The sequence below is a fragment of the Candidatus Electrothrix sp. genome (assembly GCF_052785085.1).
The window spans coordinates 13,974-38,060 of record NZ_JALAAI010000016.1; the positions used below are offsets into that span (position 1 = coordinate 13,974).

Sequence of the window (24,087 nt, forward strand, 5' to 3'; positions counted from 1 at the left end):
TGAAGAAAAATATTAAGGTTTAATTGGAGACCAATGAACGATCATAATCGAAATTGGTTAAGAGAACAAGTTTTGTCCGGCTCTTCTTCTTATGAAGCAGGTAGAAAGTCTCCTGCAAGAACATCGTGATACTTTCCCGAACAACACAGGAGGCACAGTATATTCGGTTGACCTGGCTGGTTCTTGGACTGGGGCTGATTGTTCGCTTATGTATGAGTGGGCAGTTTCTCCTGGCCCCGGATGAGGCCTATTATTGGCAATGGAGTCGTTATCTTGCCCTTGGGTATCATGATCATCCCCCCATGATAGCCTGGGCAATTTGGTTGGCAACCCAGCTTCTTGGTCATACAGAATTTGCTGTCCGGTTGCCAACGGTGCTTGCCCTTGCCTTTGCCTCTGTCTATCTCTGTTTGCTTGCACGGTATTGGTTTTCCTGGCAAACAGCCTTGCAAGTTGCACTACTGAGCCAGGGCGTCTTATTAATGACAGGGTCTGCTCTGATCGCCACACCGGATGGTATGTTGCTCCTGTGCTGGGCCGCAGCCTGTTATCATGCAGCCCGTGCTGTTGAGCGTGATACCCTGTTGCAATGGTTATTGACCGGTATCTGGTTCGGCTTGGGTATGCTTACCAAGTATACCATGTTGCTTTTCCTGCCTTCGCTCTTTTTTGCGATAGTGTTTACCACAGCTTATCGGCAGCGGCTGTTGAGCATCCGGCCTTGGTTAGGATTGGTAGTCGGCTGTATGCTCTTTACCCCGGTGATTCTCTGGAACATGGAGAACAATTGGGTGACCTTTCGCCATGTGCTTTTTCAGGGTGGTGGACAGGGAGGTGGAGATCAAGGCCCTTTCTTCACACTGTCCTTTCTCCCTGAGTTTTTTGGGGCTCAGGCAGCCTTGGTTTCTCCGCTGATTTTTTTATGTATCCTTGCTGGTTGGGTAAAAGGATGGGCAGGGAATCAGCTGCCCAGGGCACAGGCGTCCTTTCTTATCTGGATGTCTTTGACCACATTTTTGGTATTTACCCTGCTGGCTCTGCATGTCCGTATCTATGGTAACTGGCCAGCTCCAGCCTATCTGACAGCCTTTGTTTTGATTGCTGCGCTGTATAATAGTCCAGGGCAGGCGAGGAAAACAGGGCAGAAAGTTTCACGTTATTATTTATGGTGGTTTGGGCTGGGCCTGAGCTTTGTGGCTTCAATGCTTATTATGGCTCAGTTGCTGTATCCGGTCCTGCCGCTCAGGGCAGAGTTAGATCGGGCTGCCCAGGAGACCAGGGGCTGGGATACCTTGGGAGAGCTTGTTGATAAGGAAGTGCAAGGCATGCCACAACCTGATGAAACCTTTGTCTTCGGGCTTCGTTATCAGTTTGCCAGTGAGCTAGCCTTTTATATGCAGGAGCAACCGCATACGGTCTCTATTAATCGTTGGTCCAGGCCCAATGTCTATGATTTTTGGTTTCAGGATGAGATGTTGCTTGGACAGGATGCTGTTGGGATTTTTGAGCATGAACCCGTGATCACGGTTTTGCCTGAGGTTTTTGAACGGGTGGATCCGGTGGAGCCGGTCACGATTAAACGCACAGGTCCTTGGTTTGGTGAGGAGAAGCTGCATACCTTATATCTGGCCCGTTGCTATGGCTTTAAAGGCGGGTTGGCCTGGATTCCCAAAAATCCTGCTGATGTCCGGGCAGTGCAATAATAAGGAAAGTTTTGTAAAATCATTTTGTTATATTGTAAAATATTAAGAGGAAAAGGATGACATTTTTGCAGGCAATTATTCTTGGTATTGTGCAGGGACTCACTGAGTTTATCCCGGTCTCCAGTTCTGGTCACCTGGTGTTAGTGCCTCATTTTTTGGGCTGGCAGTTTGCCAAGGAGCAGGCCTTTATTTTTGATGTCCTTGTTCAATGGGGAACCCTGTTTTCTGTTTTTATTTATTTCTGGAAAGATCTCACAATAATTGGTACGGCCTTTGTACAGGGTATTATGCAGAGAACGCCCTTTGTTGACCCGGATTCGCGGATGGGCTGGTATCTTATCATCGCAACTCTGCCAACAGTGATCTTTGGTTTATTGGGCAAGGATCTGATTGAGTACGCCTTTGCCAGTGCCAGGATGACAGGGTACTTTCTTTTTCTGACAGCAATCGTACTGGTTATTGCTGAAACCACAGGGCGGCGAAACCGTTCTATGGAAGAGATGAGTTGGTTGGATAGCCTCCTGATTGGTTTTTCTCAGGTACTTGCCTTGCTGCCTGGTGTTTCTCGTTCCGGGGCAACCATTGCAGGTGGAATGACCCGTAACCTGGATCGATCCGCAGCAGCCCGCTTTTCCTTTTTAATGTCTGTACCTATCATGGTGGGGGCTGGAGCGTTGGCCCTGAAAGACTTGGCAGAATTGCCCGCTGTCCATGACTTCCTCCTCCCCTTGCTTGCAGGTTTTTTGGCAGCCCTGATTTCCGGTTATATCGCTATCCGCTGGTTAATTGCCTATCTCAGTAAACATTCCCTGTATGTCTTTGCAGGGTATTGTACTGTACTCGGCCTGATCGTTATTCTGACATCCTGAGCGGAGAAAGCAAGAGAGAATTATGCTGTCCCCTGATGAGCTTCAACAGCGTTCCTACATGCTTCAGAAGATCCGTGTTTTTTTTTATCAGCAGGGATATATTGAGGTAGACACCCCGGTTCGTCTTCCGCTGCTGATTCCTGAAGCGGAAATTATTCCCCTTTCCTCTGAGAAATGGTTTTTGCAGACCTCACCTGAGCTTTGCATGAAACAGCTCTTGGCTCAGGGAAACGAGCAGATTTTTCAGATTTGTCCCTGTTTTCGCAAGGGAGAACTGGGACGGCTTCATCAGGAAGAGTTTACCATGCTGGAATGGTATCATGTGGGATGGAGCTATTTGGAGCTGATGAAAGAGTGCGAGCAGCTGATTTGTCAGGTTGCAGACCAGGAGGTTGTCCAGCGCGCTGGCAAGGAAATTCCTTTACAGATTCCTTGGCAGCGGCTTTCTGTGAATGAAGCCTTTCAGTGCTATGCCGGGGTGTCGGCTCAGGAGGCTGTTCGTACAGGAGCCTTTGACCTTCTGCTGGTGGAAAAGGTGGAGCCGGAACTTGGTTGGGAACACCCGGTTTTTTTGTATGATTACCCTGTTGAACTTGCTTCACTGGCCCGACCAAAGGCGAAATGTCCTGAGTTGGCAGAGCGTTTTGAACTCTACATTGGTGGTGTTGAATTAGCGAACGGTTTTTCTGAGTTAACCGACCCAGCTGTACAACGATACCGTTTTGCAGAAGAGATGAAAAAGGCTGAGAGATACGGCAGAACCTGCACAATGCCTGAGAAATTTTTGTCTGTCCTTAAACAGTTACCAGCTTGTGCCGGAATAGCTCTGGGGCTGGATCGCCTGCTTATGATGATTTCTGGCCAGGACTGTCTTGCCAAGGTGCTTCCCTTTGCACGGGAAGATTTGTAAAATGATAACATTTGAGAAAGTTGTTTGTTTTTACCGTATTTCATGGTTAATTATTTTTTGTTTATAGAGGAAATCCCTCCAAAAGGGACTGGGTACTTCTTGGTAAGAAGAGAGAAAGGAGAATATTGTGATGAATTCTAAAGTATTATTTCAGCGTCCCGCCCTGGTGGCGATTATTCTTGTGCTAGGCCTCAGTTTTCCCGGGTTGGCTTTTGCTCAAGCGAATTATGGACAGCAGTCTGTTCACCATGTTTTTTCTGTTGATGGTCGTTTTGGCTTGGGAGGGATAGTGAATTCGGTGAATTATGGGACGGGTCCCACGGCTGAGTACTGGTTTACCGAGCACGTTGGTGTTATGTGTACCTTGGGGGTGACCGGTGATTTTAAAACCACAGCGCTCCGCGGTCAGTACCTCTTTAATTCACTTGTGGTGATGAGTTCTTTTGCCATGCGTCCTTATTTGGGAGCCGGTTATGCGCATGTTGAAGCGGATCGTACCTCTGGGGGCATTCAATTTGAGGCAGAAGAGGACGGTTTTGAAGGATATGCAGGTATTATGCATAATGCCAGATGGCTGCATAAAAATCTTTTCTTTCGGGGAGAGATTGGAATATCAGCCTATGATATGGCCTTGCCTGACGATGATCTGGAGAATGTAACAGCGAACTTTGGTGTGTTGTTGCTTTTCTAGGGAGCAATTTTTCCTGTCCGGCAGAGACCGCGACCCGCCCCTTGCTCTGCCGGTTTCTTTTTACAGGCTTTTCCCTGTCTTTTTCATCGCAGCTGCATAGTCGTCCTGATAATATGGCTGATCATTACATTCTTTTTTAAATTGAGCTGTTTTTTTTCGGTACGGTTCGCTTTTTTCGTTATACGCAGTTTCCAGTTTTTTGAGTGCATCCAGCTTTTTGTTATAAAGACTCACCTGCTCATTATACTCAATAAGTGGAACCTCAGCTTCCGCTGGCATTTCTGCTGCAATTTTTTTAACCCCATTGTTGAGCGCGTCAAATTCTTTTTTGGAGGCACTAATTTTTTCATACTCTTCATCAATCTCTGCTTTGAGGTTGATACAGGCTTCAAGCATTTGCTGGGTCAAAGCCCCTTCGCCTGCTCTTGTTGCTCGGTACTTGCGCTCTGACTTCTTCGTATCCGTACTTAAGGGGTCAGCAGCGGAAAAACCAAGGTTGGGGAGAGTGACAGCCAGAGTAAAAGCAGCAGCAGGAGCCAGGAAGGATTTCAGGATAGGCATGGGAATGCTCCATTTTTTGAGTTGTTTGAGTGTTAGAAAGTTACAGTACAAGTGGCATGACTCGTATTTGTGTATTCCCCTTGGTACAGGGGGATATATATTTTGTTTTCAGAAAAATAGTAGCTGGTTATCTGCCAGTATGACCAAATCCTCCTGTTCCTCGCTCGGTTGCTCCTAACTCCTCGACCTGTTGCAGGCGGGCCTGGCAGACTGGAGCAAAAATCAGTTGGGCAATGCGGTCTCCTCGTTGGACAGTAAAGGGGGACTGACCAAGATTGATCAATCCGATTTTTACCTCACCCCGGTAGTCAGCATCTATGGTGCCAGGTGCGTTGACAACAGTAATACCATGTTTTATAGCTAAACCAGATCGGGGCCGAACCTGCATCTCAAAACCATCTGGCAGAGCAACAGCAAATCCTGTAGGAAAAGTTTTGATTTCTCCAGGCTGCAGCTCTGTGTCCTGAGTAATTGCCGCTACTATATCCATACCTGCTGCCTGTGCAGTTGCGTAGGCAGGTAAAGAAAGATCCCGACAGTTGTCGGGATCAAGCCAGCAGAATAGTACGTCTAATGGGTTCATATTTTAGTAACAAAGTACCTATTACCTATATACCTCGACCCATTTTCTCCTCTATTGCCTTATAATCGTCTTCGTAGTAGGGCTGGTTGTTACAGTTCTGTTCAAATTTCACCTCTTTTTCCTTATAAGGTTTGATCATATCCTGGTACATTTTGGTTTTTTCCTTTAAAAGAGGAATTCTGGCGTTGTACTCTTTTACTTTGGCATCGTATTCTGCCCTTGCTGCACTGGTGTCGTTCTCGTCAAATTGCCCTTTATTGTTTTTGAGATAGGCCCCAAGCTCTTTTACTTCATTGTTTAATGTTCCCAGTTCTTCTCTGAGGTTGTCAAGTTGTTCCATATCCTTTTCCATATCGGTCTTCAGGACAACACATGCTTCAATCATTTCCTTGGTTAACGCTCCGGGGCTGTTAGGTTTCTCCCTGTATTCCCGGGCCATCCTGTCCACGTCAACTTCTGCATCTGGGGATGGAGGAGTAGCTGCGTGGATGCCACATGGTGAGATGATACCGGCAAGGGCCAGAAAGCCCAGCGTTAATGATATTTTCTGCATTTTCTTCCTCTTATATTGAATTCATCTAACTACGATTCAAATTATTCCCATCGGTATCTCTTATATACCATAGATTGTGGCGAGATTCACTGGAAAATATTCTTTTCTAGCCTGTTTTGGCGACACTCTGTGGACAAGCATTTCGTGATGAAATGTTCTTTTTTTTTCGTTTTTTCGTGTGTGTTGTAGTCTTTTTTGCTTGGTTTACTGGATAACCTTCCTTAGTGAAAGTAAGTATTGTTTTTTTGTGCCGAGCAAGGTATAGTTTTTTTTACCATTGAAATGGGCATTGTATTGTAAATTGAACTTCTTCGTTGAGGCAGTGTTTGTGTTATGGAAGATGAAAATATAAATTGCTGGGAATTCAAAGAATGTGGGAGAGAGCTTGGTGGCAAGAATGCAGCTGTGAACGGTGTTTGCCCAGCTGCAATTGAGTCCAGAGCAAATGGTATCCATCAGGGGAGAAATGGTGGGCGTTGTTGTTGGGTTGTTGTTGATTCTTATTGTAAGATTAAGACGACAGGAGGAATTGCCAGGAAATTTCTTGAGTGCAGAAACTGTGATTTTTATGCTATAGTAAAAAAATCTTCTGAATTACTTGTTGTTGTCTAGTATAGTTTTTTAAATTAAAATAAACAGCGGTTTTTTTTCAGAGTGTGATAATATTTCTTCTGTCGTCTTCCTGCACGATACAAGAGGTTTTTGTTTATCCCGGTGTGTATGCATCGGGATTTTTTTTTGTCTGGTACTCTGGGGTTCATGTTCTCCTGCCTGTCATCATCTGGAAGAGCAAAGGAAAAATACCTTTTTCGCCTTCTTGCCTTTTGGCGTATTTATTGTACAATAAAATATTATGAGTAAGAGTAAAAGCAATAACGATGCCGTTGCAATGTAGGGGCAGCGGCTTTATCATAGCTTACAGAGCGGTGTGCCAATGTCTATCATGAGAAAAAGAATAACCTGCTTGCTTCTGTTTTTTGCAACGATTGTACTGATTGATGGGCGATGTGAGGCTGGTTCCCGTTTTCCTATTTATCGGATAATTGCGCCCAATGTACAATTCTGGGAAAAGATTTATGGGACATATACAAGCAACCAGGGCGTGTTGCATGATAAAGACGACGTAAGTATTATTTATGGTGTGATAGACTTTATTCCGAGGAGAACACCAGGGGCAGGCAAGGTGAATGCCCAGCTGGAAAAAATGGTTCGCTTGCGCCATAAAAAAATGCTGGAAAAATTCGCTGATGGTAAAAAGCCAAGGACAAAAGAAGAAGAAAAAGTCTATGCCCTCTTTAAGGGGAAGCAGAAAGCTGATGTCTTCCGTGAGGCCATTAAAAATCTTCGTGTACAAACAGGCCTGAAAGATAATTTTCGTAAAGGAGTCATTCGTTCTGGTGCCTACATGCCCCTTATTAAAAAGATTATGCGGGCACGTAATCTGCCGGTCGAATTGGCCTATCTTCCTCATGTAGAATCTTCCTTTAATCTGAATGCCCATTCAAAGGCCGCAGCTGTTGGCCTTTGGCAGTTTACCAAGTATACCGGGCGAGAGTATATGACCATTAATGAGCTTGTTGATGAGCGTTTTGATGTGTACTTATCCAGTCTGGCAGCCGCAAAATTTCTTCAGGAAAATTATCGTCAGCTTGGGTCGTGGCCTTTGGCCCTGACAGCCTATAATTATGGACGGGCCGGGATGGTACGGGCCCAAAAAAAATGGGGAACGTATCCACGGATTATTAAACATCATGAAACAGGGATCTTTAAGTTTGCTTCAAAGAATTTTTATGCAGAATTTATAGCTGCTGTTCGGGTGGCAAGACGGCTGGAAAATGAACGCTCATTGGTGAAGGATCGTCCCTGGATTAATGTCACATTTCGTTTACGTGACTATGCTTCTGCATCGGAACTGAGTGAGTATTTCGGTATAAATGCTGAAGAGTTTGAGCGATTGAATCCGGCCCTCCGTGATCCTGTTCTTGAAGGCAGGAAATATATTCCTGAAGGTACTCTGGTTCGTCTGCCAGCGACAAAACGCATTCGCAAGCAGATAAAGACGATTCCTTCCCGGCTCTTGTATGCTCAGCAAATTCGGGATAAAGAGTACAGGGTCAGAAGGGGAGATACTGCGTTGAGTGTTGCAAAGAAATACAAGGTGCCGTTAAAAGAGCTTATTCATGCAAATGATCTCGGAAGAAAAGCAACCATACGTTTGGGCCAGAAACTCAAAATACCTGCTCCAGCTGTTGTGAAGAAAAAGGCAAAGAGCAGCAAAGAAGTGGTTACCTTGGAGGCCACTCCAAAAGAGGAAAAAAATACTCTTCCGACCCTTGCTGATACGAGTAACCGTATCCTTACTCTGGATAAATTATCCAAGAGAACGCCATGATTCTTCAGATTTCCTGGAAATGACGATCTGTTGTTTCCAGGAAAAGCTTTTGCTGCTCTCTTCTGAATATCTGTTTTTTAAACAGGTAAAGAACTTAATATATCCTTCCTTATGTCGCATTCCTCTATCCCGTCAGGTACTCCTGTAAGCCCTGCTATGCAGCTCAGCCCGCTCAAGGCAGGTGGACGGCTCAGTCGCTGGGCCTTTGAGTATGTTCCTGAAGAAAAAAAAATTATCAGATTCTTGCGCAGTTTACTCCGTATTTTGCTGATCATGGTGTATGAGTTCAGCAATACCAATATTTCCTTGCGTGCTTCAGCCCTGACCTTCTCTGTTATGCTGTCTATGGTGCCCTTGTTGGCAATGAGCACGGCCATTTTGAAAGGGTTAGGCAATGGTGATCAGATGCGGATAGCGGCCTATCACTTTATTGATCAACTGGATCCTGATGTCAGTCAGCAGGGAGCAGATATTCTGGCAAATCAGTCTGCTCCTCAAGCTTCTCCTCAATCCTCTCAACAGGTTGACCTGGAAAAACCTGCTTCTGAAGATACGCCGGAAGCGGTTGCTCCAGAAGACCTTGCTCCGGCAGATGCTGTACAAGAAGATGCAGTTCAAAAAGATGCAGCCCAGGAAGACCCCGAACCACCTCCCTCGTTGAATCGTCATCTGCATCAGGCCATTGATACTATTTTCGACTATGTGGATAATACGAATTTTGCTGCCTTGGGGGCCTTTGGTATTGTTGGTCTGTTGATTGTGGTGATTATGGTGCTCAGCTCTGTGGAAGATGCCATGAATGCTATCTGGCATACCCGGCGTGGACGCTCTTTGTTCCGTAAAATTATGGACTATCTCGCCCTGCTTGTTCTCCTGCCCATTTCAATCAATATTACCCTGGCTGGCGATGCTATCCTGCGATCACCCAAAATAATGGAATATATTATTACGGTGATTCCTTCAATCTGGACTGTGCAGATGCTCCTGAAGCTGCTGCCCTTCCTCTTTATAACCCTGTCCCTGATGATGATGTATCTTTTTTTCCCTAATGTGAAGGTCAAAACCACAGCGGCCTTTTGCGGGGCCTTATTTGGGGCGGTTTTCTGGTTTATTGTCCAGCGTGGCTATGTGGTTCTCCAGATCGGGGTGGCAAAGTATAATGCTATTTACGGCTCCTTTGCCACGGTTCCGCTGTTTTTAGTGTGGATTCAGTTGGGATGGATGTTTATTCTCCTGGGAGCGGTGCTTGCTTACGCTATTCAGCATCGTAATAGTTATCAACTTTCAGGGGCAGAAAGCAGTACTCGTCAGGATCTCCAACGGACCTTTGATATTTTGATTGCAGTGTATAATAATTTTGCCCTTGGTCAGGGAACCTCCCTGGAGCACTTGATTGGTCAATGCCAGGTGGTGAATGAGACTGACCTGGCCCATCCTCTGGATATACTTGTGCAGGGCGATTTGCTGCATGAGATTGAGCAGGAGGGAACAGCGGCCTTTATTCCATGTCGCCCTCTTGAACAGGTTGATGCGGTGCAGATTATTCGTTTGATACTTGGCAAGGCAGGAAACGTGGAATCTGTTGGTGGCGATCTTGCTGATCAGGTCATCCAGGCAGCAGAGCATGTTATTCCGGCAGAAGATTTTCCAAAAGAATATTTGACCAAGTCTCTTACCCATTCTCCTGCTCATCCTGCTCATCCTGCACAGGCAGTGTAATATCTCCCTGCAAAAGCCACTCTCTTGTTTCCCTTTTTCCTCTGTTTATGATAGACTAGGCCAAATCTCTTCCTTGTCAGGATATTCGTGTCTTCTCTTCAGGGAAAAGAATGATGGGATATGAGTGTGGCAATATGTCGCTCGCAGCGAGGGGCATTTTACAAATGATGACGTGCTGTGTACAACCATGATCGGAGAAATTATTGCCATCGGCGATGAGCTGACCTCGGGCCGGATAACCAATACCACCAGTGCCTTTGCCGCCAGAGAGCTTTTCCTGGCCGGTCATGAGATCTATGCCATGCACACCATCGGGGATACGCCCAAGCTGATCGGCGAGGCCCTGAAGCGGGCGATCCGGCGGGTGGATTTTGTGATCGTTACCGGTGGACTGGGGCCAACCACGGATGATTTGACCAATGAAGCTGTGGCCGCGGCCCTGCAACGTCCTGCCACCCTGAATGAGGCTATCCTGGAAAAGGTTCGCTCCCAGTTACAGGACGCGGACGGGCAGCTGGATGCCCTGGAAAAACTGGCCTGGCTGCCGGAAGGTGCCGAGGTGCTGAGTTCTGAAGAAAGAATGGCCGGGCATCTGCTTGTCCATGATGATATTCCTGTTTTTTTTCTGCCCGGAGTGCCAGTGCAGGCCCAGAAACTGCTGGTGGATATCGTCCTGCCGCGCTTGGCAGGCTGGAGCGGTTGTCATAAATATCAGCAGATGCGTTTGTACAAGACCGTGGGCCTGCCCGAGCACGAGATCAATCAACGCCTTATGCCGTTGGAGCAGGAAAAAAAGGTAACGGTGGGCTATTATCCGGTGGATTTTGAAGTACATGTCAGCCTGATTGCATCCGGCAGCAGTGCAGAGGAGGTGGATGTCCTGTTCATTGATGCGGAGCAGCGAATCCGGGAAGCCCTAGGCGATCATATTTACGGCACAGATCGGGAGACCTTAGCCGAGGTGGTGGGTAATCTGCTCCGGGAGAAACGCCTCATGCTCTCTACTGCCGAGTCCTGTACCGGTGGCTTGATCAGTTCACAGCTGACCATGGTTCCAGGCAGTTCTGAGTGGTTTGCTGGCGGGGCAGTGGCCTATTCAAATCATCTCAAAGAGGTGCTCCTTAATGTGGACCGGGATCTGCTGCGCAACTACGGGGCGGTGAGCGGGCAGGTGGCCAGGGCAATGGCGGCCCGGCTTGCGGCCCGGGTGGGGACCAAGGTTGCTCTTTCTGTTACCGGCATTGCCGGACCAGGCGGCGGTACAGCAGAAAAGCCGGTGGGCACAGTCTACATCGGGCTTTTTTATAAGGAGAAGGTCAGGGATGTCCTGCATCATTTCTCCGGCAGCCGGAAAGAGATCCAGGCGTTGACGGCCCAGACAGCCTTGGACATGGTGCGGCGGGCCTTGTTGAAAGATGCAGTATGATAAAGACTGAAGGTATCTGGAGATAGGAAGAAGCATACCAAGGGATAGGTTGAGGCATACCCGAGGTATGGTCGAAGCTATCCAGAGAGGGGTTGAGGCATACCAAGGGATACCCTGAACCATACCCAAGGTATGGTTAAAGCTATTCCGTGAGCGGTTGAAGCATACCCAGGGTATGATTGAGCCACCAAGAGTATGTGTTGTTTAAAACATGCAGATAATGGTATACCTCTCACAGGGGGTGAAGCAATAATGCTGTTAATTGTAAAGGAAGGTGTACTATATGAGTGTTACTCTTGAGATACCTGATCAGATCGCCCATGCGATCCGCTTGCCGACAGGAGAACGTGAGCAGTCTCTTATGACGGAACTTGCCATCGCTCTGTATGCCAGGGGGCTTCTTTCTTTTGGCAAAGCCTGCGAGATGACCTCGCTGACCCGTGTCGAATTCGGGTTGCTTTTGGGACGTCGTGCTGTTCCTCGTCATTTTACCGATCAAGACCTGGAGGATGACCTTGCCTACGCCCGCAGTCATAGCACTTGCTTTGGAGATGGAAATCAGCAGGATATTGATGGACGAAACCGAAGGACGGTCTGTCGCAAAAATCATGGGCTTGCGCCCGACAGGAATACTGGGTATCCTTCTGCGTGCAAAGAGTGATGGAAAGGTTATATCGGTTTCCGATGAAATGATACGCCTTCGGCACGAAGCAGGCTTTTTTATTTCAGATTCGCTTTTCCAACATGTTCGAAGAGTCGCTGGAGAACGTGACTGAAACAGATTGACTGCTGTGTTGTGCGTAACTGGCAGTTTTTATTTTGAGAATTACTGGTGCAAGGAGAATATTCATGGCAACAGCACAGGATAAACAGGACGAAGGAAGGCGAAAGAGCGTTGATAACGCTATGAGCCAGATAGAGCGGCAGTTTGGTAAAGGGGCCATTATGCGCCTCGGCGAGCATGAGCGGGAGAATGTCCCGGCTATTTCCACCGGCACTCTGGGCATCGACATCGCCCTAGGCGTGGGGGGCTTACCCAGAGGTCGGATGACCGAGATCTACGGCCCGGAGTCTTCCGGGAAGACCACCCTGGCTCTGCACGTTATTGCGGAGGCCCAGAAAGCAGGGGGCAATGCGGCCTTTATTGATGCGGAGCATGCCCTGGATATTGACTATGCGGGACGATTGGGCGTGGACGTGGACAACCTGCTGGTCTCTCAGCCGGATTTTGGTGAGCAGGCTTTGGAGATCTGCGAGGTGCTGATGCGGAGCGGCGGGCTGGATGTTATTGTTATCGACTCCGTGGCCGCTCTGGTTCCGAGGGCGGAGATAGACGGTAATGTGGGTGACCAACATGTGGGCCTTCAGGCCCGGCTTATGTCTCATGCCATGCGTAAGTTCACCAGTGTGCTGCAACGGACCAACACGGTGCTGATCTTTATCAACCAGATCCGCATGAAGATCGGGGTGATGTTCGGCAATCCGGAAACCACCACGGGCGGGAATGCGCTCAAGTTCTACAGCTCCATCCGTATTGATATTCGGCGTATGACCCAGATCAAGGACGGCCAGGAAGTTATCGGGAACCGCACTAAGGTCAAGATAGTGAAGAACAAGGTAGCTCCTCCGTTCAAGCTTTCTGAGTTTGATATTATTTATGGTGAGGGAATTTCCAGGACCGGCGACCTGTTGGATCTTGGAGTTGAGCAGGAGATTATTGATAAGAGCGGATCCTGGTATTCCTATAATGACGAGCGGATCGGGCAGGGCCGGGAGAATGCCAAGACCTTTCTCAAGGAACATCCAGACATGCTGATGGAGATTGATCGCAAGGTTCGGCTGGGATTTGGGCTTCCAGTGACTGGTGAAGCACCAGCAGCAGCTGAGGAGGTTGCTCCGCCCAAAGAAAAAGAAGCAGAGGCGGCCAAGGAGAAGAAGGACAAGGAGTAGGCATGGAGATTATTCTTATCGCGGCAATGGCGGCCAATCGGGTCATTGGGAGGAAAGGGGACATCCCCTGGGATATTCCTGGAGAGCAGACCCGGTTCAAGGATATCACCATGGGCCATAGCCTGCTCATGGGGCGCAAGACCTGGGAGTCCATCGGCAGGCCCTTGCCCGGACGACGCAGTATTGTTGTCACAAGAAATCCGGCCTTTCAGGCGAGCGGTGCCGAGGTGGTGCATTCGCTAGAGGAAGGTTTTACGCAGACAGCAGGCGAAGAAAAGGTCTTTATTATTGGCGGGGCCCAGTTGTATCAGCTGGCTTTGGACCGGGCTGACACATTAATTTTGACTGAGCTGGAACAGGAAGTGGCAGGCGATGCCTTTTTTCCGCAATTCTCCTGCCCGCCTTTTGCTGTAGTGGAGACAGAAGAAGTTGAAGAGCCGGTTCGCTACAGCATCCGAACCTACCGACGAAGAAAGGGTGCGGGGTTGTAGGGGCACGGCGTGCCGTGCCCGTAAACGGTGTTGGATAGACACAGGGGTCTATCCCTACGTAAGGTTCGATTCAGCGGGTCTTCCGCACTACGCGGAATCCCAAAGAATCACTGCGAAAGGTTGGAGCATTGAGGCCGCGAAAGGCGGAACGAAGGTTGGTCACAGAGCCGTACCAGCTTCCACCGCGAAAACAGCGAAGTCGTTCCGTGCGAGGGCCAGTGGGATCGACCTTGGGACTGTTTTGGTAATAGGTTGCGCTGTAGCCATCATTAACCCATTCCCAGACATTGCCAGCCATGTCATATAAGCCCCAGGCATTGGGCTTTTTCAGGCCTACCGGGTGAGGGAAATCTTCTTTTTTGCCAAACTCTCTTTCAGAGAACCACATGCGCAGATCAGCCTGGTCCATATTGAACCAGGCATACTCAGGGGCTTGCTCCGGGGTATCGCCCCAAAAGTAGACGGTTTTGCTCCCGGCACGAGCAGCATATTCCCATTCCGCTTCTGTGGGCAGGCGATATCTTTGCCCCCCTTCTTTTCGGTTCAGCCACGCAATAAAGGCTTGGGCATCTTCCCAGGAAACACCAGCAACCGCTGCTTTATCACCATGTTGGTTGGCTTTTTTGAAGTCTTCCGTCTCAATTTGGCTTCGTTCTTCATTATTAAGGGAGGAGAGAAAATGCTTAAATTGTCCCAGAGTGACCTCATACACGCCTATCTGAAAGCCTTTGCTGATCTGTACCTCATGCTGGGGAGTTTCTTCTTCAAGCGCATCTGTGTCAATCGGAACCTGAGCCGGGCAGGTAGGCCCCTGAGGTGAGAGTCCTTGCTTTTTGAGCTGGTTATCACGTTTTTTATCAGCCTCGCTATACATGCAGCTTCCCATAAAGAAGGTACCAGCAGGGATGTTTTTAAATTCCATTCCAATGGAGTTGGTATAATCAGCTGCCTGGGCTGCCGGGATAAAAAGAAGAGCAGATATTGACAAGAACAAGGCTTTGGTAAGGGACAATTTGGTTTTCATTATTCTCTCCTGGGGTATTATCTGTTGAACAAAATGTCGTTTCAGTAATGTGGGCAGTGATACTAAAGGTCAGAGTAAGTTTACTGCTCTTTTGGTACTTGTCAATTAAATTTGCAGTTGGGGATTCAACAAGAAATTAACAAGCCATGAAAATAACAATTATTGGTGCTGGTGCTATGGGCTGCCTGTTCGGGGCCTTACTCACCGAGCATGGACAGGATGTCCGGTTAATAGATGTGCGCAAAGAACAGGTTGATACGCTGAATAAACATGGGCTGATAATCGTTCGTGAAGGGAAACAACGGGTAGTTCAAGTACGTGCCACAGTTGATCCGACCGACATCATTGGCACGGAGCTGGCTCTGATTTTTGTCAAACATGCCCAGACTGAAGCTGCCGCCCGTACCGCTGCTTGTTTATTGAAAAAGGACGGTTATGCGCTAACCTTGCAGAACGGTATGGGTAATGCTGAGATTCTTGCTGATGTCCTTGGGGAGGACAGGGTGCTCTGCGGGACAACTGCTCAAGGTGCGATGGTGCTTGGCCCTGGAAAGATTCAGCATTCAGGAGTCGGGGACACGGTTATTGGTATGTGGGGGCAGGGGAGGGGGGCAATTACAACACAACTGGCTGAAGTTTTTACAGCAGCAGGTATCAGTTCACGGGTTGTTGCTGATATTGAGCCTGTTTTATGGAAAAAGCTCTGTGTTAATGTAGGGATCAATGCTATTACTGCCCTGACAGGTTTGCGCAATGGTCAACTTCTTGATCAGGAGGCAAGCAGGATGCTGATGCGGGATCTTATTGCAGAGACAATTAAGGTGTCCAAGGCCTGTTCTGTCAGCCTCCCTGACGATATGGTGGCGCATGTTGAGCAGATCGCCAAGGCAACAGGTTCAAATCGTTCATCTATGGGGCAGGATATTGATCAACAGCGTCTTACAGAAATTGAGGCAATTAACGGCTATATTGTTCGCAAGGCCCAAGAGCAAGGAATTGCTGTTCCGGTGAACCAGACCTTAGTTCGTTTGGTGGAGATTGTGCAGAGGCATTATCCTGTTTCCTGATTTCACTTTCGTCCGGCCCTTGCAGTGCTCTCTTTTGCTTGATATACCGGCACAGGCTCATTCAAAAACGGGAAAAAATGACAACGCAGCAGGGAAATAACGCAAAGGAACAGGAAAAACAGCCCCTGTAAGGGGAGAATAGGGCATTGTAACGGGTAAAACCCATCCTGCAGCAGGTGAAAATGGTTCTGCACCGGTCAAAAATGATGGAGGAGCGGGAGGAAATGACAATGGAGCAGGAGAATGTCATACTGTAGCGGGTAAAAACGGTTCAGGAGCAGGGAAAAGCCAGTCGGCACTGCTTCTGTGCCCGTTTATGCGTTCTCACGTCCTTTTCCTTCCCGCACCCTCATCCTTAAAACCAATGTCCTGTCCCTGCCGGTATCAGAAATAATTTTTTACCAAAGAATGTAACCTGCTCTTAACCTCATGCCAACTTGTACCCACCAGAACCATCGGCTCAGGATCAGCCTCGGCATCTTCAAAATAGGTTAAACTTTTCAGGACAGTGAAGCTGTTTATCTGCGCATATTTTTTTTCAAAAAAGGCAAGAAGTTCTGCCAAAGTGAACCGCTCCAGCAAGCTGTGGACATCAAAAAAATCTTTCTTGCTTCCACGATTCGCAATCGCGTTCAGTTTCATGGCAGCAATATCCTTCACCGAAAAAATCCGTATATCATCAATGTATTGAACCGGCATCAGCAATGGATAATGATGTCTGATAAAATCGACTTTGACCTCCATCCCTTCTGTATTGATAAACATCGACAGGGAGTTGACGGTTTGAGAACAATTTGAAACAGCACTATGGAATAACGCAGAATTTCTTAGAGATTCAAATAATGCGTTGCTGTCAAACTGATCTTGCGTAAACAAATCAAGATCAATTGAAATTCGATGGCCGAGATGCAAGGAAAGTGCGGTTCCACCAGCTAAGGAGAAATGACGGCATTCTCTGTGAGCCTGAAGCTCCCTCAATAATTTTAAAGTTTCCGGCTCGACAGTGTTGAAGTACAGCATTTGAACAATGTCCTGTCAATATCATAGTAACAACTTAGAAAGCTTAAACTCTTCGCATCAAGTGAGCGAATATGGATAACCTCCTTCCTGATCCGTTGATGTCCGTATAATTCTTTCAACGTATTCCAGTCGCTCATATCCCCTCTTGTGATGACTCTCCCGATGATATATTGAGCATGAGTTTTAGGGTCAAGCGTTGCAATATCTACATCCCAGAATAATGCGGATCGAAGAAGGCACAGCTTTTCCCTCTTGCTCTTTTTACCGGAATCACCCATAAATATTCTCCTATTCCGCCTTAAGCCCCTGAACCTCCTCCACCGTCAGCCCGGTCATCTCAGCAATTTTCTCAATATCAAGTATACCTGATTGGAGCAGATTGAGGGCAACCGATCTTCTCCCTTGCTCAATCCCTTTTTCAATTCCCTTCTTCTCTCCCTCCATCATTCCTGCTGTCCAAGTGGATTCGGCCATACTGGCCTGATAATGGAGATTCTCCAGATACCGCGAATATGCCCTCCGCTCTTCTTCGGAAAGCTTCATGATGTCCAGCTCCTGTTTTGCCTTGTCCAGCCCCTTAGCACTAAAATCGTCCCTGATCTCCTCGTTCTTGAGAAAATATATCCATTCGTCCAGAGTATCTTTCGCGATATCATCAAAGCTGTTCACCTTGATGAGCCAGTATTCCGGCAGGAGTTCGTAGACCTCATCCCTGCCGAACATGGTCCGCTGCCGATCAGACAGTTGCAGCGTATCGCTGGTGTGCAGCCCTTGGAACGAAGTCGTACCGTGATACACATAGTCACTTCCCTGGCCCAGATCAAAATACAGGATGCTGACAGAGACGATTTTTTTGATCTCTGCATAGGCTGTTCCTTCCTCCATATGTTCGGTAATCGCCTTGGCTGTGCCAAAGAAAATTCGTTGGAGAAAGTCGAACTCCCTGTCGTACTGCACTTCGATAATGATTATGTCTCCCTGTCCGTCCCTGACTTTCAGATCGACGCGATTGAACTTGTCCGGTCGGTCCTCCTTATTGCTTTCGCTGTCAAGAATTTCCTGGATACGGACATCCTCTCTGAGCAGCTCGCTGAGAAATCCTTCAAGTATTTCAAAATTGGCCTTGCTCCGCAGGAGCTTTTTCATGGCCCAGTCAAAGCTGATTAACTTTCTTGCGGACATTTTTGTTCTCCGTTTTTGTACGACACAGGGGAGGCATTTTTCAGCATCTCCGGCAGGAAGAGTAGTTGGTCAACTTAACTATAAACATTCCGATGTGAGGATGCAATAGCGAGACCGGAGGACAGAGACTCGCGAATGGCTACCGGTTGTGCAATTGGCGCAAATTGATTTTAATGTCTCAGCGGTTTTTCTCCGACAGCATCAAATCAGAAAGCTCAACAGCCTTACGTACAGCTCCGGTGAGCCTGCTCAGATCTTCACTGCTGATAATATACGGCGGCATCAGATAAATGAGCTTGTTAAAGGGGCGAATCCAGACGCCGTGATCAATAAAGAATTTTTGCAACATGGCCATATCAATCGGCTGCTGCATTTCCACGACCCCAATGGCACCGAGAACCCGGACATCCGCTACAGATGCGATCTCTTTGGCTGGTTCGAGTTCGCGTTCTAACTGCTGCTCAATTTTCGCTATGTTATGCGACCAATTACTCTCTAGCAACAGGTTGATGGAGGCAAGGGCAACAGCACAGGCTAAAGGGTTACCCATAAAAGTAGGACCATGCATGAACAGGCCCGGTGTGCCTTGAGAGATTGTTTCCGCAACCTGATCTGAGCAGAGAGTGGCTGCCAAGGTCATGTATCCACCTGTAAGAGCCTTGCCCAGGCAGCATATATCCGGGCTGACTCGGGCATGTTCCGCAGCAAAGAGTTTACCTGTTCGGCCAAATCCGGTAGCAATTTCATCAAAAATAAGCAGAACATCATAGCGATCACAAAGGCTGCGTAATTCATGGAGGTATTGCGGATGGTAAAACCACATCCCGCCAGCCCCCTGAACGATTGGCTCCAGGATAACCCCGGCGATTTCCTGGTGATGTTCAGCCAGCAGGTTGTGGAGTGAAGCGATGTCGGTTGGATCCCAATCTTTGTCATGCGTACTGAACCGGCATTGCGGGCGAGGGGCAAACAGCTGCTCAGGTAATGCTCCTGAGAAAACCGTATGCATTCCGGTAATTGGATCACAGACAGACATGGCATGGAAGGTATCGCCATGATATCCACCACGTATTGTGAGGAAACGTTTTTTGTTGTGTAGTCCTCTGGCTTGCTGGTACTGAAGTGCCATTTTCAGGGCCACTTCGACAGAGACTGAACCTGAGTCAGAAAGAAAGACTTTATCTAATCCTGTTGGGCTTAACCTGACCAACAGGCGACATAATTCTACCGCAGGCTCGTGAGTAAGTCCGCCGAACATAATATGGGCAACATTGTCCATCTGTTCAGCGAGTGCAGCATTGAGCTTTGGGTGATTATAGCCATGAATAGCGGCCCACCAGGAGGACATGCCGTCAATCAGTTCTTCACCGTTTTCCAGGGTGATCCGAACGCCCTGTGCCCTTGTAACCGGATAAACCGGTAGTGGATTTTGCATGGAGGTGTAGGGATGCCAGATATGCTGACGGTCAAAGGCGAGTTGCGTATGTATATTCTTCTTCTCGTCAGTGTACATTGTTTTGAAGCTTTTGCAACTTATTGGGGAGAGGGACGGGTCTGGAGAAACAACAGTTGAATCGCACAAAAAAGACGAGGACAAAACGCTATAAGAAGCAGAGTTGCCCTCGTCTGGATTGTTTTATCAAGAGGAGAAAGAAAGCTCAAGAGAGGATATGTTATTTCTTCTCAGAGCCGCTTTTATTTTTATTGGCAGATTCGCCGGTCTTTTGGGATTGTGTACCAGCTGTATTCGGATTTGCATTCTGTTTCCGAGAGCTGGAATGAATTTCACCTTCAAGGGAAGCTCCAGATTCTACAGTGAGGTTTTGTGATTTCAGGATACCGTGTATCTCTGAGGTGGCATGCGCTGTCACGACCTCTGCAATCACATTTCCTTCAACCTTTCCGTGGCAGACCAAGGTAGTCACCGTAATATTGCCCACCACCTGCGCTGTATCACTGAGAATGAGATATTCTCCGGTAATATCCCCTTGAACTGTTCCGTCAAATCGGGCTTTGCCTTTAAAATTAATTTCCCCAGTGATAACCATTTCTTTTGCAAGAACACTCGCAATAGGGTCTTTCTCATTTTTCACTGCTTTTTTCTCCTGAGGGCTGCGTATTTCATTTTTTTTCGGCTCTTTTTTTTCTTCTTTTTTAAATAAGCCCATTGATGCAACGTCTCCTCATCGCCTGTTATTCAGGTACGGTAAATGATAATTTGGCAACTGACAGGTATTTTATGGGATTGATGGATTTTCCTTTATAACGCACCTCGTAATGCAGGTGAGGGCCTGTTGAACGGCCAGTGTTTCCCATTAAGCCAATTACCTGCCCACGCTGGACTCTCTCGCCTTGTTTAACGAGTCTTTTGCTCATATGCCCAAACAGGGTTTCATAACCATTCCCATGACGAACAATCACATAATGGCCAAACCCATTTCTTTCATAGGATGATGTTTCAATAACACCGTCTGCGGTGGCCTTAATTTTTTGTCCTATTGTTCCCTTAAGATCAATCCCCGCATGAAATGCCGGACGATTATTAAAGGGGTCCGAACGGCGACCAAAATTACTGGTTACTTTTCCCCGCATTGGGTAGCCTAATGGCATTTTTTTGATGGTTTTTAAGTATTTATCGCTTCTGTTGAGTAGATTCTCGCTGTATTGTTCATTAATGGCTATGAAGGGACCACCACGACCACTCGTATTTGCTCTATTTTTTCTGTCAACCTTGACGTCCACACCTATTCGACTCATCACCGATTCTATCATCCGGCTTCGCTCGTCAAGGCGTACAGCTGTTTTTTCGAGAAGGTCTTGTTTTTCTTGTCTCTCCAGTTCAAGCTCTGCAAGTAAACCTGAAATTTTCAATGCAGTGGAAACATCAGCAGAAGCAATTTCTTCCTCGTAGCGACAGATAATACTTTCTTTTTCTTCCTTGAGGTGTTGGAGTTGAGCTTGATACGCATCTTCTTTGGCATGCCAGCTGTTTTGTTGTTCAGCCAGCTGTTGTTTCAGGTTCTGTTCGAAATTTTCTGAGAGTTCTTTGAGGGCATCAGCCTGAAGTGAGGTCTTGAGAGCAAGAGAATTTCTTTCCTGGAAAAAGCCGATTCCCAGCCAGGTGCCAACAGCCAAGGCTGTTAAGGTGGAGAGTGTGACCGCTAAAATTATAGCCACATGATCTCGACGAACAACGAAAGATAAGCCAGCTCCCACCTCACCGGTGATGACAACGTGAAGTCTTTTAGGAATCATAGAGTATGCTAGCTTTTTCATGATATAATATATGCAAGTTTGATTGACAGATAAATTATCTTATTGAGCAAGAAGAGTTCCTACTTTGTAGTTTATACCAAGAATGCATCTCAAGGCAACTCAAAAAGGGAATGCCAAGGGTGAGAATGAGAATATTTGGTGTCCCGCAACATAAAACCTTGATTACAGCTCAAGGACCCATTTCGGGATACGATGCAAAATATACTCGGTGACTTCTTGTTTCCCTTTATCACCCTTGCCTGGTTTTACCTCTTGCACAACTTCATCAAAATCATACCAACACAGTTCCTTGTTATCTTTTGAGTACACTGTGAAAATCCGATGTTCTGGATCGTCAATATCCTCTTCCTCCTGGATTGCTCCCACAAGGTTTACAGCTTCTTCAAAAGGAAGGAAACTAATCTCGTCACTGCTCACAACTTTCTCCTGCAATATAGGCTGTTATTTTGTTAATACGGCTTTTCCTGCTTTACCAAGCGTGGTTCTCCTGGCAACAAAAAAAGGGCGGAAGAAAAGACTTTTCCCGCCCATACAAAACAGATAAGCAGATCAGGCTGGTTTAACAACAGCTCCAGAGCGAATACAACGAGTGCAAACAAGCAGACGAGCTTTTTGGCCGCCACCAGTTACTGTTCTGACTTTTTGCAGATTTGGTAACCAACGTCGTTTTGTTTTATTATGAGCATGACTCACATTATTGCCGGTTACCGGCCCTTTTCCACAGATTTCACATTTACGCGCCATGATATATATGCTCCTTGCAACGGGTTATTTATTAGAGTGGATATTATACATACAGGAGACAAAAAAGCAATATTTTTTCATATATTAATTTAGCTCAGTTATCTGATAGGCTCTACTTCCTTTTTGTATAACGACCTTGTTTGATTGTACAGTAACCATACTCGAGTAACTGTACTTGGCTCAAGGTTGAAGAAGCCGAGGAAAAGGAAAGCATTTTGTCAGGCCATGTTTATGTAGTTTGACAGCCAGGAGGATAGCATTGTTGTGTATCGTTGTGTGTCAGCAGTTGATTAAAAGCGTTCCCCCCGGTCTGTGGCCGGGGCCAAACCTCAAAGTAACAGTAAAGTACACGTCATGTTACTTAAAAGAAATCTTAGAAGAAATATTTCACGCCCACATTGACTTCATAGCGATCCAGAGAGCCTTCATCTTCTATTTGTACTTGACCATGTACGGGATGCATTGCGTTTCCTGTCATATCTGCATCCCCCATTGTATATCGTCCAGCTAAGAATAATGCGTAACAATCATTGACAGGATACTCAACTCCAGCTGTCAGGTAGTAAAACATGCTATGGTCATGCTCGGCACTCATGCCTTGATTGCTGATAAATTCACTTACCGTTGAATCATTAAAGGAATAACCGATTCCTGCGCCGATATATGGATCAACAATACTCGTATCAAAATAATAGTTGACCCCGAGGGAAATGGGGATATGGCTGTGCTCGGCAAGTACATGGTCTTCTTCATCGGTTATCTCAACTTCCTGAATATACTCTATGCCGAGGTTGAAAGAAAAATCATTATAGTACTTACTAAGAATTATTCCGAAGTTAACGGCTGTTTCTGATTCCATTTCATGGGTAACTCCTGGTCGAAACGGGTCAGGCTTCTCTTCGCCGTCAAAATCCACCATTCCGATATATCCACTGATGGCCCAGTCACGAGATGCGGTATGTTGCCCTTTTTCCTGCCTTACCTTGTGGTTGTCTGCATGTGCCAGCTGGGTGGTGCCAGCTACTAAAAGGGCAGCACCTGTTGCTATTATTTTGTTCATCTTCCTCTCCTGTGTTGGATTCAAGCATTGAGTAAATAATTATAGATCAATGCAATGATACAATATACTGAATCAAACGGAAAGGAAGTAAACATAGAAAAATACCTTTGGAAAAGAGATGGTCGGGAGGGAAGGGGGGGGTGCGGAGTATGGGTGAAGTGTTTTCTGTTTGGTATCCCTGAACGAATGGAGTATATATTGCACAGTCTATCATCTTGTTTGTATTGTATGAAAATTTAAAGGAACAGCGAATTAATTAATTATGCCGACCCAACTTTTTTTGCTGCGCCACGGGCCCACAGCGGCACCTTCCGGCTGTTTTGTCGGCAGCACTGATGTGTCTCTTTCTGGTAAAGGGTTGACCCGTTTGGATACTCTGATTCCCTTGCTCAGAGAAACAGACTGCTGGTACTGTAGTCCCATGCTTCGTACCCGGCAAACCCTGGAGCGGCTGCAACAGCTCGGCTGTTCAGTGGATACCCCTGTTTATGATGAACGACTGCGTGAAATTGACTTTGGTCGCTGGGAGATGCAAACCTTTACTGACATTGCTGTTCAGGACGAAGATCAGCTTGCAGCCTGGAATCAATATTTGGATTTTGTTTTTCCTGAAGGAGAAGCTGTTGCAGACTTTATAGAACGGGTTGACGCCATGCTGGCACTATTCAGCGCATGCGAACAAAAGAGCATTGCTGTCATGACGCACGGCGGTATAATTCGTACCATGATTTGTCTTGCTCTGGGGATTTCCCCGCACAATTATTTGTTGTTCGATGTTCAACCTGCTTCGTTGACTGTCTTGCAATTGTTTTCCGAGGGCGGAGTCCTTTGTGGGTTGAATCTATGAACTCTTTACATGCTCTAAA

At 47.0% G+C, this 24,087-nt stretch carries 27 protein-coding genes; 14 read left to right on the forward strand and 13 right to left on the reverse strand.

What is annotated here, in order from left to right:
* The first annotated feature begins 167 nt into the window (after positions 1-167).
* The 4 genes from L2082_RS04440 (at position 168) to L2082_RS04455 (ending at position 4,173) form a co-directional block, all read left to right on the forward strand.
* Positions 168-1,703 (forward strand): ArnT family glycosyltransferase, encoded by a 1,536-nt coding sequence (locus tag L2082_RS04440; protein ID WP_446011479.1) that lies wholly within the window; start codon positions 168-170, stop codon positions 1,701-1,703.
* Positions 1,704-1,759: 56 nt separating this feature from the next.
* Complete coding sequence (gene uppP / locus L2082_RS04445) at positions 1,760-2,572, forward strand: undecaprenyl-diphosphatase UppP (RefSeq protein WP_446010538.1); 813 nt, start codon at positions 1,760-1,762, stop codon at positions 2,570-2,572.
* A 22-nt stretch (positions 2,573-2,594) separates the two neighbouring features.
* Positions 2,595-3,482: an EF-P lysine aminoacylase EpmA gene (gene epmA, locus L2082_RS04450; protein WP_446010539.1), complete on the forward strand. Its 888-nt coding sequence runs from the start codon at positions 2,595-2,597 to the stop codon at positions 3,480-3,482.
* Between the two features lie 130 nt (positions 3,483-3,612).
* On the forward strand, positions 3,613-4,173 hold the full coding sequence (locus L2082_RS04455) for a hypothetical protein (protein WP_446010540.1): 561 nt from the start codon (positions 3,613-3,615) through the stop codon (positions 4,171-4,173).
* Between the two features lie 60 nt (positions 4,174-4,233).
* On the opposite strand, the gene L2082_RS04460 is transcribed toward L2082_RS04455, so the two are convergent.
* From L2082_RS04460 to L2082_RS04470, 3 genes are all read right to left on the reverse strand, one after another.
* Positions 4,234-4,734, reverse strand: coding sequence for a hypothetical protein (locus L2082_RS04460; protein WP_446010541.1), 501 nt, complete (start codon positions 4,732-4,734; stop codon positions 4,234-4,236).
* Positions 4,735-4,861: 127 nt separating this feature from the next.
* Complete coding sequence (gene dut / locus L2082_RS04465) at positions 4,862-5,317, reverse strand: dUTP diphosphatase (RefSeq protein ID WP_446011480.1); 456 nt, start codon at positions 5,315-5,317, stop codon at positions 4,862-4,864.
* A 25-nt stretch (positions 5,318-5,342) separates the two neighbouring features.
* The gene (locus L2082_RS04470; RefSeq protein ID WP_446008084.1) at positions 5,343-5,870 is read right to left on the reverse strand and encodes a hypothetical protein; all 528 of its coding nucleotides are present in this window, start codon (positions 5,868-5,870) and stop codon (positions 5,343-5,345) included.
* A 333-nt stretch (positions 5,871-6,203) separates the two neighbouring features.
* On the opposite strand from L2082_RS04470, the gene L2082_RS04475 reads away from it, so the two are divergent.
* The 8 genes from L2082_RS04475 (at position 6,204) to L2082_RS04510 (ending at position 13,848) form a co-directional block, all read left to right on the forward strand.
* Positions 6,204-6,482, forward strand: coding sequence for a two-CW domain-containing protein (locus L2082_RS04475; protein WP_446008085.1), 279 nt, complete (start codon positions 6,204-6,206; stop codon positions 6,480-6,482).
* A 331-nt stretch (positions 6,483-6,813) separates the two neighbouring features.
* On the forward strand, positions 6,814-8,262 hold the full coding sequence (locus L2082_RS04480) for a transglycosylase SLT domain-containing protein (RefSeq protein ID WP_446011481.1): 1,449 nt from the start codon (positions 6,814-6,816) through the stop codon (positions 8,260-8,262).
* A gap of 111 nt (positions 8,263-8,373) precedes the next feature.
* Entirely contained in the window at positions 8,374-9,981 is a 1,608-nt protein-coding gene (locus tag L2082_RS04485) for a YihY/virulence factor BrkB family protein (RefSeq protein WP_446008087.1), read from the forward strand.
* A 124-nt stretch (positions 9,982-10,105) separates the two neighbouring features.
* On the forward strand, positions 10,106-11,407 hold the full coding sequence (locus tag L2082_RS04490; protein WP_446008088.1) for a CinA family nicotinamide mononucleotide deamidase-related protein: 1,302 nt from the start codon (positions 10,106-10,108) through the stop codon (positions 11,405-11,407).
* A 283-nt stretch (positions 11,408-11,690) separates the two neighbouring features.
* Positions 11,691-12,068 carry a UPF0175 family protein gene (locus L2082_RS04495; RefSeq protein ID WP_446008089.1) on the forward strand — a complete coding sequence of 126 codons (378 nt, stop codon included), beginning with the start codon at positions 11,691-11,693 and terminating at the stop codon, positions 12,066-12,068.
* Positions 12,016-12,183, forward strand: a complete 168-nt coding sequence (locus tag L2082_RS04500) for a DUF3368 domain-containing protein (RefSeq protein ID WP_446008090.1) — start codon at positions 12,016-12,018, stop codon at positions 12,181-12,183. Before L2082_RS04495 ends, L2082_RS04500 begins: the two co-directional genes overlap by 53 nt.
* A 73-nt stretch (positions 12,184-12,256) precedes the next feature.
* Positions 12,257-13,357 (forward strand): recombinase RecA, encoded by a 1,101-nt coding sequence (gene recA, locus L2082_RS04505; RefSeq protein WP_446008091.1) that lies wholly within the window; start codon positions 12,257-12,259, stop codon positions 13,355-13,357.
* 2 nt (positions 13,358-13,359) lie between these two features.
* Complete coding sequence (locus L2082_RS04510; RefSeq protein ID WP_446008092.1) at positions 13,360-13,848, forward strand: dihydrofolate reductase; 489 nt, start codon at positions 13,360-13,362, stop codon at positions 13,846-13,848.
* Between the two features lie 70 nt (positions 13,849-13,918).
* On the opposite strand, the gene L2082_RS04515 is transcribed toward L2082_RS04510, so the two are convergent.
* Positions 13,919-14,872 carry a formylglycine-generating enzyme family protein gene (locus L2082_RS04515; RefSeq protein WP_446008093.1) on the reverse strand — a complete coding sequence of 318 codons (954 nt, stop codon included), beginning with the start codon at positions 14,870-14,872 and terminating at the stop codon, positions 13,919-13,921.
* Between the two features lie 146 nt (positions 14,873-15,018).
* On the opposite strand from L2082_RS04515, the gene L2082_RS04520 reads away from it, so the two are divergent.
* Positions 15,019-15,939 (forward strand): ketopantoate reductase family protein, encoded by a 921-nt coding sequence (locus L2082_RS04520; RefSeq protein WP_446008094.1) that lies wholly within the window; start codon positions 15,019-15,021, stop codon positions 15,937-15,939.
* A 384-nt stretch (positions 15,940-16,323) separates the two neighbouring features.
* Here the strand turns inward: L2082_RS04520 and L2082_RS04525 are convergent, their stop codons facing one another.
* The 9 genes from L2082_RS04525 to L2082_RS04565 form a co-directional block, all read right to left on the reverse strand.
* A complete protein-coding gene (locus L2082_RS04525) occupies positions 16,324-16,959 on the reverse strand; it encodes a nucleotidyl transferase AbiEii/AbiGii toxin family protein (protein WP_446008095.1) in 636 nt (211 codons plus the stop codon).
* Positions 16,923-17,237 (reverse strand): DUF6922 domain-containing protein, encoded by a 315-nt coding sequence (locus tag L2082_RS04530; protein ID WP_446008096.1) that lies wholly within the window; start codon positions 17,235-17,237, stop codon positions 16,923-16,925. Before L2082_RS04530 ends, L2082_RS04525 begins: the two co-directional genes overlap by 37 nt.
* Positions 17,238-17,247: 10 nt before the next feature.
* On the reverse strand, positions 17,248-18,141 hold the full coding sequence (locus L2082_RS04535; RefSeq protein ID WP_446008097.1) for an Rpn family recombination-promoting nuclease/putative transposase: 894 nt from the start codon (positions 18,139-18,141) through the stop codon (positions 17,248-17,250).
* Between the two features lie 178 nt (positions 18,142-18,319).
* Positions 18,320-19,654: an adenosylmethionine--8-amino-7-oxononanoate transaminase gene (gene bioA, locus L2082_RS04540; protein WP_446008098.1), complete on the reverse strand. Its 1,335-nt coding sequence runs from the start codon at positions 19,652-19,654 to the stop codon at positions 18,320-18,322.
* Between the two features lie 160 nt (positions 19,655-19,814).
* Positions 19,815-20,309: a bactofilin family protein gene (locus L2082_RS04545; protein WP_446008099.1), complete on the reverse strand. Its 495-nt coding sequence runs from the start codon at positions 20,307-20,309 to the stop codon at positions 19,815-19,817.
* A 25-nt stretch (positions 20,310-20,334) separates the two neighbouring features.
* Entirely contained in the window at positions 20,335-21,396 is a 1,062-nt protein-coding gene (locus L2082_RS04550; protein WP_446008100.1) for a peptidoglycan DD-metalloendopeptidase family protein, read from the reverse strand.
* A gap of 183 nt (positions 21,397-21,579) precedes the next feature.
* On the reverse strand, positions 21,580-21,834 hold the full coding sequence (locus L2082_RS04555; protein ID WP_446008101.1) for a hypothetical protein: 255 nt from the start codon (positions 21,832-21,834) through the stop codon (positions 21,580-21,582).
* 132 nt (positions 21,835-21,966) lie between these two features.
* Positions 21,967-22,161, reverse strand: a complete 195-nt coding sequence (gene rpmB, locus L2082_RS04560; RefSeq protein ID WP_446008102.1) for a 50S ribosomal protein L28 — start codon at positions 22,159-22,161, stop codon at positions 21,967-21,969.
* Between the two features lie 373 nt (positions 22,162-22,534).
* Complete coding sequence (locus L2082_RS04565; protein WP_446008103.1) at positions 22,535-23,221, reverse strand: OmpW family outer membrane protein; 687 nt, start codon at positions 23,219-23,221, stop codon at positions 22,535-22,537.
* Positions 23,222-23,483: 262 nt separating this feature from the next.
* Between L2082_RS04565 and L2082_RS04570 the strand changes: the two genes are divergently transcribed.
* The gene (locus L2082_RS04570) at positions 23,484-24,068 is read left to right on the forward strand and encodes a histidine phosphatase family protein (RefSeq protein ID WP_446008104.1); all 585 of its coding nucleotides are present in this window, start codon (positions 23,484-23,486) and stop codon (positions 24,066-24,068) included.
* Positions 24,069-24,087 lie beyond the last annotated feature (19 nt).

Excerpts from the sequence above, each read along its gene's own strand:
- L2082_RS04480 (WP_446011481.1), top strand. The coding sequence starts at position 6,814 with ATGAGAAAAAGAATAACCTGCTTGCTTCTGTTTTTTGCAACGATTGTA.
- L2082_RS04545 (WP_446008099.1), bottom strand. The coding sequence starts at position 20,309 with ATGGGCTTATTTAAAAAAGAAGAAAAAAAAGAGCCGAAAAAAAATGAA.
- L2082_RS04525 (WP_446008095.1), bottom strand. The coding sequence starts at position 16,959 with ATGCTGTACTTCAACACTGTCGAGCCGGAAACTTTAAAATTATTGAGG.
- L2082_RS04485 (WP_446008087.1), top strand. The coding sequence starts at position 8,374 with ATGTCGCATTCCTCTATCCCGTCAGGTACTCCTGTAAGCCCTGCTATG.
- bioA (WP_446008098.1), bottom strand. The coding sequence starts at position 19,654 with ATGTACACTGACGAGAAGAAGAATATACATACGCAACTCGCCTTTGAC.
- L2082_RS04470 (WP_446008084.1), bottom strand. The coding sequence starts at position 5,870 with ATGCAGAAAATATCATTAACGCTGGGCTTTCTGGCCCTTGCCGGTATC.
- L2082_RS04535 (WP_446008097.1), bottom strand. The coding sequence starts at position 18,141 with ATGTCCGCAAGAAAGTTAATCAGCTTTGACTGGGCCATGAAAAAGCTC.
- L2082_RS04570 (WP_446008104.1), top strand. The coding sequence starts at position 23,484 with ATGCCGACCCAACTTTTTTTGCTGCGCCACGGGCCCACAGCGGCACCT.
- L2082_RS04455 (WP_446010540.1), top strand. The coding sequence starts at position 3,613 with ATGAATTCTAAAGTATTATTTCAGCGTCCCGCCCTGGTGGCGATTATT.
- rpmB (WP_446008102.1), bottom strand. The coding sequence starts at position 22,161 with ATGGCGCGTAAATGTGAAATCTGTGGAAAAGGGCCGGTAACCGGCAAT.
- L2082_RS04530 (WP_446008096.1), bottom strand. The coding sequence starts at position 17,237 with ATGGGTGATTCCGGTAAAAAGAGCAAGAGGGAAAAGCTGTGCCTTCTT.
- L2082_RS04495 (WP_446008089.1), top strand. The coding sequence starts at position 11,691 with ATGAGTGTTACTCTTGAGATACCTGATCAGATCGCCCATGCGATCCGC.
- L2082_RS04520 (WP_446008094.1), top strand. The coding sequence starts at position 15,019 with ATGAAAATAACAATTATTGGTGCTGGTGCTATGGGCTGCCTGTTCGGG.
- dut (WP_446011480.1), bottom strand. The coding sequence starts at position 5,317 with ATGAACCCATTAGACGTACTATTCTGCTGGCTTGATCCCGACAACTGT.
- L2082_RS04515 (WP_446008093.1), bottom strand. The coding sequence starts at position 14,872 with ATGAAAACCAAATTGTCCCTTACCAAAGCCTTGTTCTTGTCAATATCT.
- uppP (WP_446010538.1), top strand. The coding sequence starts at position 1,760 with ATGACATTTTTGCAGGCAATTATTCTTGGTATTGTGCAGGGACTCACT.
- recA (WP_446008091.1), top strand. The coding sequence starts at position 12,257 with ATGGCAACAGCACAGGATAAACAGGACGAAGGAAGGCGAAAGAGCGTT.
- L2082_RS04565 (WP_446008103.1), bottom strand. The coding sequence starts at position 23,221 with ATGAACAAAATAATAGCAACAGGTGCTGCCCTTTTAGTAGCTGGCACC.
- L2082_RS04510 (WP_446008092.1), top strand. The coding sequence starts at position 13,360 with ATGGAGATTATTCTTATCGCGGCAATGGCGGCCAATCGGGTCATTGGG.
- L2082_RS04475 (WP_446008085.1), top strand. The coding sequence starts at position 6,204 with ATGGAAGATGAAAATATAAATTGCTGGGAATTCAAAGAATGTGGGAGA.
- L2082_RS04500 (WP_446008090.1), top strand. The coding sequence starts at position 12,016 with ATGGGCTTGCGCCCGACAGGAATACTGGGTATCCTTCTGCGTGCAAAG.
- L2082_RS04460 (WP_446010541.1), bottom strand. The coding sequence starts at position 4,734 with ATGCCTATCCTGAAATCCTTCCTGGCTCCTGCTGCTGCTTTTACTCTG.
- L2082_RS04550 (WP_446008100.1), bottom strand. The coding sequence starts at position 21,396 with ATGATTCCTAAAAGACTTCACGTTGTCATCACCGGTGAGGTGGGAGCT.
- epmA (WP_446010539.1), top strand. The coding sequence starts at position 2,595 with ATGCTGTCCCCTGATGAGCTTCAACAGCGTTCCTACATGCTTCAGAAG.